This window comes from Streptomyces sp. NPDC005761 (assembly GCF_040630635.1).
GTDB lineage: Bacteria > Actinomycetota > Actinomycetes > Streptomycetales > Streptomycetaceae > Streptomyces.
On the sequence record NZ_JBEXXX010000006.1, the window covers coordinates 254,054 to 262,423 of the forward strand.

At 71.9% G+C, this 8,370-nt stretch carries 5 protein-coding genes and 1 pseudogene; 5 read left to right on the forward strand and 1 reads right to left on the reverse strand.

From position 1 onward, the window contains the following. Window positions 1–55 precede the first annotated feature (55 nt). The 5 genes from ABZ434_RS08965 to ABZ434_RS08985 all read left to right on the forward strand — a co-directional run bounded on the left by ABZ434_RS08965 (window position 56) and on the right by ABZ434_RS08985 (window position 7,634). Window positions 56–739 (forward strand): response regulator transcription factor, encoded by a 684-nt coding sequence (locus tag ABZ434_RS08965; protein ID WP_359133247.1) that lies wholly within the window; start codon window positions 56–58, stop codon window positions 737–739. Beyond that, entirely contained in the window at window positions 736–2,172 is a 1,437-nt protein-coding gene (locus tag ABZ434_RS08970; protein WP_359133249.1) for a HAMP domain-containing sensor histidine kinase, read from the forward strand. Before ABZ434_RS08965 ends, ABZ434_RS08970 begins: the two co-directional genes overlap by 4 nt. Beyond that, entirely contained in the window at window positions 2,169–2,702 is a 534-nt protein-coding gene (locus tag ABZ434_RS08975) for a hypothetical protein (RefSeq protein WP_359133251.1), read from the forward strand. The genes ABZ434_RS08970 and ABZ434_RS08975 overlap by 4 nt, the downstream gene beginning before the upstream one ends. Window positions 2,703–2,965: 263 nt before the next feature. Next, window positions 2,966–6,211, forward strand: a complete 3,246-nt coding sequence (locus ABZ434_RS08980; RefSeq protein WP_359133253.1) for a TIM-barrel domain-containing protein — start codon at window positions 2,966–2,968, stop codon at window positions 6,209–6,211. Between the two features lie 205 nt (window positions 6,212–6,416). Continuing rightward, window positions 6,417–7,634: a cysteine desulfurase-like protein gene (locus ABZ434_RS08985; RefSeq protein ID WP_359133255.1), complete on the forward strand. Its 1,218-nt coding sequence runs from the start codon at window positions 6,417–6,419 to the stop codon at window positions 7,632–7,634. Window positions 7,635–7,863: 229 nt separating this feature from the next. On the opposite strand, the pseudogene ABZ434_RS08990 reads toward ABZ434_RS08985, so the two are convergent. Further along, window positions 7,864–8,370 (reverse strand): annotated as a pseudogene (locus ABZ434_RS08990) (hypothetical protein); the annotation flags it as partial.

The window sequence follows — 8,370 nt, forward strand, 5'->3', positions numbered from 1 at the left end:
AGCCGGCCCGCTCACCCTTCCGAATCCACTCCTTGATCACTGGGATACTGACGCCATGCCTCGCGTGCTGCTGATCGAAGACGACCCCTCCGTACGGGAAGGGGTCGAGCTGGGGCTGCGCCGGCGCGGGCACGACATGCGGACCGTCGGCACGGGCGAGGCGGGACTGGCCGCGCTGGACGAGTTCCGGCCCGAACTCGTCCTGCTCGACCTCATGCTGCCCGGGATGAACGGCGTCCAGGTCTGCCGCCGCATCCGCGAGACCAGCCAGCTGCCGATCATCATGCTCACCGCACGCGGTGACGACTTCGACGTGGTCGTGGGACTGGAGGCCGGCGCCGACGACTACATCGTCAAGCCCGCCCGCACCGAGGTCATAGAGGCCAGGATCCGCGCGGTGCTGCGGCGGCTCGCCGAACCCGTGGGGCGCAGCGGCGTCGAGACCCATGGCGCGCTGACGGTCGACCGTGTCGGCCTCACCGTGGCCAAGGCAGGGGAGCGCCTGCTCCTCGCCCCCTCCGAACTGAAGCTCCTGCTCCACCTGTCGGCCGCGCCGGAACAGGTCTTCAGCCGCCAGCAACTCCTCGAATACGTGTGGGAGCACAGCTACCACGGCGATGCCCGGCTGGTCGACGCCTGTGTGCGCAGGCTGCGGCAGAAGATCGAGGACGTGGCGGGAACCCCCCGCTACATCCAGACCGTCCGCGGCTTCGGTTACCGTTTCGGGCCGCTCGGATGAAGCTGTTCGCCGCCCGGTTCGGCCTGCGCACCCGGCTCATAGCCGCGTTCCTCTTCGTCGCCGCGGTCAGCGCCGCCACCACGGCGACCCTGACCTACCGCGAGGCACGATCGGCGATTCTGCAGCAGGCGCAGGACACCGCCGTCGCCCAGTTCCGGGACCGGGTCAGCGCGCGCGGCGTGGACCTCCCGCCGGACCAGGGCGTGCTGCGGGACATGTGCCTCGCCCTGGCGCGCGACGGCAAGTCGCGTACCTGGACCGTCTTCGCCGAGTACGGGAAACTGCGGGTCTCCTCGTCGGACCGGCCGACCTCCACCGTGATCACGACCGCGCTGCGAACGGCCGCCCAGGAGAACAGCCACGGTTCGTTCCAGCGCGTGGTGAAGGACGGCAAGCCCTGGCTGACCGTCGGCATGCCGACCCTCTTCAACCGCGGCGACGGCCGCCAGCCCACCGGCCTCGTCCTCTACGCCGTGATGCCGCTCGCCACCGAGGAGGCGAACGTCGCCGCCATGGTCACCGCGGCCCGCGACGGCGCCCTGCCCGCGCTGCTCATCGCCCTGGTCCCCGCCCTGCTTGCCGCGCGCAGCGTCCTGCGCCCGGTGCGCGATCTGCGCCGCGCCGCCGCCGGTATCGGCCGGGGCGAACTCCACACCCGGATCACGGTCCGCGGCTCCGACGAACTCGCCGAGCTGGCCTGGACGTTCAACGAATCCTCGACCAAGCTCCAGGAATCCGTCGAGGAGCTCCGCCAGGCCGAGGAGCGGGCCCGGCGCTTCGCCTCGGACGTCTCGCACGAGCTGCGTACCCCGCTCGCCGGCATGCTCGCCGTCACGGAGGTGCTCGACGAGGACGCCGCCGGGCTGCGTCCCGACACCGCGGCGGCCGTCCGGCTGATCAGTACGGAGACCGGGAAGCTCGCCACGCTCGTCGAGGACCTGATGGAGATCTCCCGGTTCGACGCCGGGGCCGTCGATCTCCACAGCGACGAGGTCGACGTGTCCGAGACCATCCGCAAGACGCTGCAGGCCCGTCACTGGGACGACCGGGTCCGTACCGAACTCCCGGACGGAGTCAGGGCGGTACTCGACCCGCGCCGTTTCGACGTGGTCGTCGCCAACCTGGTCGGCAATGCCCTGCGGCACGGGGCCGAGCCCGTCACCGTACGGGTGCGGACCGTGCAGCGGGAGGGAATGGGGCGGCTGGTGACGGAGGTCGAGGACAGCGGCCCGGGTATCGACGCCGCCGTGCTCCCGCACATCTTCGACCGCTTCTACAAGGCCGACGCGGCCCGCACCCGGTCGGCGGGGAGCGGCCTCGGCCTGGCGATCACCCGGGAGAACGTCCGGCTGCACGGCGGCACGGTCCATGCCGCGAACGGGCCGGCCGGTGGTGCGGTGTTCACCGTCACACTGCCGCTGGAGGGGCGATGAGGGGCGGTCGCGCGCTCGGTGCGCTGCTCCCCCTTGTACTGCTGGCCACGGGCTGCGGCATCCGGGCGACGGAGGTGGTCGAGGCCGGTGAACCGGCGACCGTGCAGGTCGCACCGGCCGGACAGCTGGGCATGGTCCTGTACTTCGTCTCCTCGTCGTCGGCGGCCCGGCTGATGCCGGTCGTACGGTACGCCCAGCCGCCCGGCGAAGGGAGCGGTGGAGGCTCGTACGGGGACGACCCGCCCGTCGGCGCGGTCAAGGCCCTCGATCTGCTCTTCGACGGTCCCACCGGGGCGGAGCAGGCCGCCGGGCTTCGCTCCGAACTTCCCAACGACCAGGTGAAGATAGGCGTGGAGCTGAGCGCGCAGGGCGTGCGGGTCACGCTGGACACAGCGGTCACCGGACTCTCCGAACCCGCACGCCAGCAGCTCTTCTGTACCGCCGCCCAGGCCCGGACGGCGGACCGGAGCGAGCCGGTGACGGTGACCGGCACCGACGGCGTCATCGGGCCGGCCCGCTGCTCCGTCTGACCGGGCCCGCATCACCATCCGTGTGCCGGTGCGGCGACGCGTACGGGTGCCGGGCGAACCGCGCGGACCGGTCGGGCCACGGTCTCGTGGCCCGACCGGGCTTCCCGCGCCTTTTTGCCGCACCGTGATGGACACCGGGCGACAAGGCGTGGTCTCCTTCCTGCCGAGCAGGAGATTTGCAACGTTGAAATACGTCGGGGCGGCAGGGATGCGCCGCCCGGCCGGCGTACAGGAGAACGGAGTTGCGTGTCATGCCCGCATCGATGAGCAGAAGCAGGATTCCACGAGGGGCGCGCCGGAGAGCGAGCGTGGCCGTTGCCCTCGCCGTGGCTGCCTCGACCACCCTGACCGGCGCAGGTGCCGCCTCCGCCGGAGGCGGCCACGGCGGCCGGATCCCGACGGTCACGTCCGGGCACGCCCGATTCGAGATCCTCTCGCCGACCCTCATCCGTACCGAGTACGCGGGCGACGGCGAGTTCACCGACGATCCGACGTTCAACGCGATCGGGCGCGAAGGCTTCACTCCCACCGCCTACACCGCACGGACGAAGGACGGCTGGCTGACCGTCTCGACGAGCGCGATGACGCTGCGCTACCGGGTGGGCTCGGGGCCCTTCGACGCACAGAACCTCTCCGTCCGGCTCACCGCAGGAAAGGCGCCGGTGACCGCCGCCCCCTGGCAGCGGCTCGTCTGCGCGCTCGGCACGCTGTGCGAGGCGGAGGACCTCCGGCTCGACGGGGTGGGCACCGCGTCCGACCATCGCGGCCACACCGGGGCCGCCTTCGCCGCCGGCTTCGAGGCCACCGGCAGTTCGGTGTCCACTGACATCGATGTCAGCACCGCGGGGACCTACCGGTTCGCCCTGAAGTACGCCAACTCCCGCGGCGGCGACGGCAAGACGGAGACGCGAACCCTCTCCCTCTCGGTGGACGGCGGTACCCCGCAGAAGGTGAACCTGCCCGCCACGGCGGACTGGGACACCTGGGCGAAGGCCACGGCGGAGGTGAAGCTCGACAAGGGACCGCACACGCTCGCGCTGACCCGGAGCGCCTCGGACTCGGGATCGGTGAACGTCGACAGCGTGGCCCTGCTCCGGCCCGATGACGAGGGGTACCCGTCGGTCTCCGACACCGCCATCAAGAACTGCCTCTTCGGGACGAGTTGCGAGGCGGAGGCGGCGCGGATCGGCGGCACGGCCACCGGCGCCCTGGACCACCCGGGATACGCGGGCAACGGCTTCGTCGCCGAACTCGACAAGGGGTCGAGCCTGACGGCCCGCGTGGTCGGGGCCCCCGCCGACGGCACGTACACACTCCGGCTGCGCTACGCCAACGGGCAGGGCGGCGACGGTGGGCACCGGACGCGCACCGCCACGGTGACGACAGCGGGCACCGGGCCGGCCGCGGCCCTGGAGCTGCCCGCGACGAAGGACTGGGACGACTGGCGGACGGCCGCCGTCCCCGTCACCCTCAAGGCGGGCGACAACGATGTCACCCTCGGCTGTCCCGACCCGGACAGTTGCCACATCAACGTGGACACCCTCTCCCTCGCCTCCCCGGGTGCCGCCGAGCCGCAGCCACACATCGCGCTCGGCGGGTACCGTCGCGGCCTGGACGGCGTGACCGGTGAGGGTGCCGCCCCCGTCACCACGCCGGGCCTGCTCAACCAGGACGGCTGGTACCTGCTCGACGACTCCCCGTCGGCCCTGTACGACACCGGGGCGAAGAAGGTACGCCCCCGCCCCGGCCACGGCGGCGCCCCCTACCAGGACGGATACGTCTTCGGCTTCGGTCACGACTACAAGCGGGGCCTCACGGACCTCGCCACTCTGACGGGGCCGCCCGCACTCCTGCCCACGTGGGCGTACGGGGTCTGGTACTCCGAGTACATCGACCGGACGGCCGCCGACTACCAGGACAAGATCCTGCCCGCGTTCAGAGCGGAGGGTGTGCCCCTCGACGTCCTGGTGACCGACACCGACTTCAAGGCCGGTGACACCTGGCGCGGCTGGGAGATCGACCCTGCCAAGTTCCCCGACCCCAAGGCCTTCTTCGACTGGTCACAGGCCCAGGGACTGCACAACACGCTCAACGTGCACCCGAGTATCCGGGCCTCCGACCCCCAGTTCGCCCAGGCGCAGTCAACCGCCAAGGGCAAGCTGGTCAAGGGCGGTTGCGGAGACGACTGCTATGTCTTCGACTTCGGTGACCCGGACCAGCTCGAGGCCTACATGGACCTGCACCGGACCATGGACCAGCAGGGCAACGACTTCTGGTGGCTGGACTGGTGCTGCGACTCCTCGCAGTCCTCGCTGAAGGGTGTGACCCCCGACGCCTGGATCAACCAGAGTTACGCCGACAAGTCCGCCGACGCCATCGGCCGGGGCTTCGTCCTCTCCCGGGCCTACGGATCGCTCCAGGCCGGCGGGTACAGCGGCCAGCAGGCCCTGCCGACCGGCCCGTGGGCGGACAAGCGCAGCACCGTCCACTTCACCGGCGACACCGCCTCCACCTGGGGCACCCTGCGTCTGGAGGTCGGATACACCCCGGGTGAGTCCGCCGCGACCGGAATGGCGTCCATCACCCATGACATCGGCGGCCACAACGACACGACAGGCATAGGCGGTTCGGAGGAGGGAACGCACAAGCTCCCCGACGACCTGTACGCCCGCTGGGTCCAGTTCGGCACCTTCCAGCCGATCGACCGCCTGCACAGCAACCACAGCGACCGGCTGCCCTGGCAGTACGGCCCGGCGGCTCGCACGTCGGCCGACGCCTTCCTCAACCTCCGTGAGCGACTGGTTCCTTACACCTACACCCTCGCGGAGGAAGCGAACCGCACCGGAGTGCCGATCGTGCGCCCGGCCTACCTGGAGTACCCCGACGAGCCGGAGGCGTACGCCGTGGCCGGCAGCGAGTACTTCTACGGCTCCGACGTCCTGGTCGCCCCGGTGACCACGCCCGGTGAGTCCGCCACCACCCCGGTGTGGTTCCCGCCGGGGCAGTGGACCGACTACTTCACCGGCAAGACCTACCAGGGCGGCACCACGCAGTCCGTCACCACCACCCTCGACACGATGCCCGTCTTCATCAAGGCCGGCGGCATCATGCCCACCCGCACCAAGAACGTCACCGACAACGACCGCAACCCCCTGACCGACGTCAGCCTGTCCATCGCCACCGGTGCCCCGGGCTCGTACCGTCTGTACGAGGACGACGGCGCCACGACGCAGAGGAAGCGGAGCGCCACGACGACGGTGACGTACCAGGAGAAGGGCTCGCACCGGACCGTGTCGATCGGCGCGGCCAAGGGCTCCTTCGACGGGCAGGTGAAGAACCGCCGGTGGACGGTGTCCCTGCTGGGCACCACACACGCCCCCACCGAGGTCACCGCCGGCGGGGTGCGGCTCGCCGCGGACGCGTACCACTGGGACGCCGGCACCGGAGTGCTCACCGTCACGCTCCCGAGCCGGTCCGTGCACAGGCCCGTCACGGTGACCGTCCGGTAGCGGCGGCCCCGGCGCCCTCGTGCGCACCCGGGTGGCGAGCGCCGACGCACTCGCCACCCGGGGGCCGCGAGGCCGCTCGCGTACCGCGTCGCCGACCCGGGCGCGTGCCCCGTACACACACAAGGCAGGATCGACTCCGGGAGCCGCTGCCGCGAGCCGCCCCCGGGCCGTCCAGGTCCGGCTCCGCTCATGTCCAGGAGAACGCATGCCCCTCGACGTCCCCGCGCTCCGCGCGCAGATTCCGGCCCTGACGGCCGGTTCGGCCCGTTTCGACGCGCCCGGTGGCACCCAGACCCCGCAGCCGGTGATCGACGCGGTCGTGGAGGCGCTGTCCCGCCCGCTCGCCGTACGCGGCACACAGAACGAGGGCGAGCGGAACGCGGAGGAGATCGTGGCCGGGGCGCGGGCTGCACTCGCGGACCTGGTGGGGGCGGAGCCGCGCGGCATCGTGTTCGGACGCAGTTCCACCCAGCTCACGTACGACCTGGCACGGACCCTGGCCAAGGGCTGGGGGCCGGGAGACGAGGTGGTGGTCAGCCGTCTCGACCACGACGCCAACATCCGCCCCTGGGTCCAGGCGGCGGAGGCCGTGGGCGCGACGGTCCGCTGGGTCGGCTTCGAGCCGGACAGCGGGGAGTTGCCGCCCGCCCTGTTCGCCGAAGTCCTGTCCGCCCGGACCCGCCTGGTGGCGGTCACCGGTGCGTCCAACCTCATCGGCACCCTTCCCGACCTGCCCGCGATCGCGGAACTCGTCCACCGGGCGGGGGCGCTCCTGCATGTGGACGCCGTGCATCTGGCGGCCCACAGGTCCGTCCGGCTGGACACGCTCGGCGCCGACTTCCTCGTGTGCTCGCCGTACAAGTTCCTCGGCCCGCACATGGGCGTTCTGGCGAGCCGCCCCGCACTGCTGGACACCCTGCGGCCCGACAAGCTGCTGCCGTCGACCGACGCGATCCCGGAGCGGCTGGAACTGGGCACCCTGCCGTACGAGTTCCTGGCCGCGGCCCGGGCCGCGGTGGACTTCCTCGCCTCGCTCGCTCCGGGCGCCGACGGCACCCGCCCGGAGAGGCTGGCCGCGGCCTTCGCGGAGATCGAGGCACACGAGGACGCCCTGCGGGTCCGGATCGAGAAGGGTCTGTCCGCTCTCGACGGGGTCGTCGTGCACTCGCGCGCGGCCCGGCGCACCCCGACGCTGCTGGTGACCTTCGAGGGCCGGTCGGCGGCGGATGCCTCGCGGTTCCTGGCGGAGCACGGCGTCGACGCGCCCGCGGGCTCGTTCTACGCCCTGGAGGCCTCGCGCCACCTGGGGCTCGGCGACGCGGGCGGGCTGCGGATCGGCCTGGCCCCGTACAGCAGCGAGGAGGACGTCGACCGGCTGCTGGAGAACCTGGCCGCATACCTCGCGCAGGCACCGCGCGGCTGACCCCAGGGCTCGCGCCGGCCGGCCCTCCACGGCCGTGGAGGGGGGGGCGGGGGCGGGTGCCGGTGGGGCTCGGCCACCGAGGGGCCGGCGTCGGACGGGTGGCGACGTCGTTGACGCAGCCCTCTCTCGACCACGACCTTCGAGGCGACCCGATGCCGCCGTCGGTGCGGAGATGCGGAGGGAGGCGGCCGTCGATGCGGGCGTCCGACCGCCTCCGGCGCCGTGACCCTCAGCCCGAGGCGCGGTGCGAGGTTCGCGGTGCCGGTGCGGGGGCCTGGGCCGCGCGGGTCACATCGCCGATCAGCTCCACCACATCGGGGCCGTAGGCCTGCGAGTTGACCACCTTCAGCAGCAGGCAGAAGGTGTTGTTCCCGTGCTTGCGGGCCAGCCGCTCGTGGTTGCGGGCCAGATAGCGGGACGCCGCCTGGTTGGAGATCGCCTGCTGTCCGCAGAACAGGAAGACCGGGCGCGCCTCCTGACCGGCGGTCAGCCGAGCCAGCAGCACGTATTCGGCGACGCCCTTCTCCACCCGGTAGCGCTCCGAGCCGATCTGGAAGGCGTTGCGGTCGGGGCCCGGCTCGGCGTCGGTGTTGACCTTCACACCGGGCAGCAGCGAGTGCAGGTGTGCGGCCATCCGGCGGTTCAGACGCGTTCCAAGGGTCCAACCTTGAACTCAGTTTCGTGACAGCATCCTGACCTGCGGAGACGTGAGGCCCCTGCTTCGGTGGGGGCCTTC

What these genes read in the sequence shown, in the direction of transcription:
- ABZ434_RS08965 (WP_359133247.1), top strand. Translation starts at nt 56, where the DNA reads ATGCCTCGCGTGCTGCTGATCGAAGACGACCCCTCCGTACGGGAAGGG.
- ABZ434_RS08970 (WP_359133249.1), top strand. Translation starts at nt 736, where the DNA reads ATGAAGCTGTTCGCCGCCCGGTTCGGCCTGCGCACCCGGCTCATAGCC.
- ABZ434_RS08975 (WP_359133251.1), top strand. Translation starts at nt 2,169, where the DNA reads ATGAGGGGCGGTCGCGCGCTCGGTGCGCTGCTCCCCCTTGTACTGCTG.
- ABZ434_RS08980 (WP_359133253.1), top strand. Translation starts at nt 2,966, where the DNA reads ATGAGCAGAAGCAGGATTCCACGAGGGGCGCGCCGGAGAGCGAGCGTG.
- ABZ434_RS08985 (WP_359133255.1), top strand. Translation starts at nt 6,417, where the DNA reads ATGCCCCTCGACGTCCCCGCGCTCCGCGCGCAGATTCCGGCCCTGACG.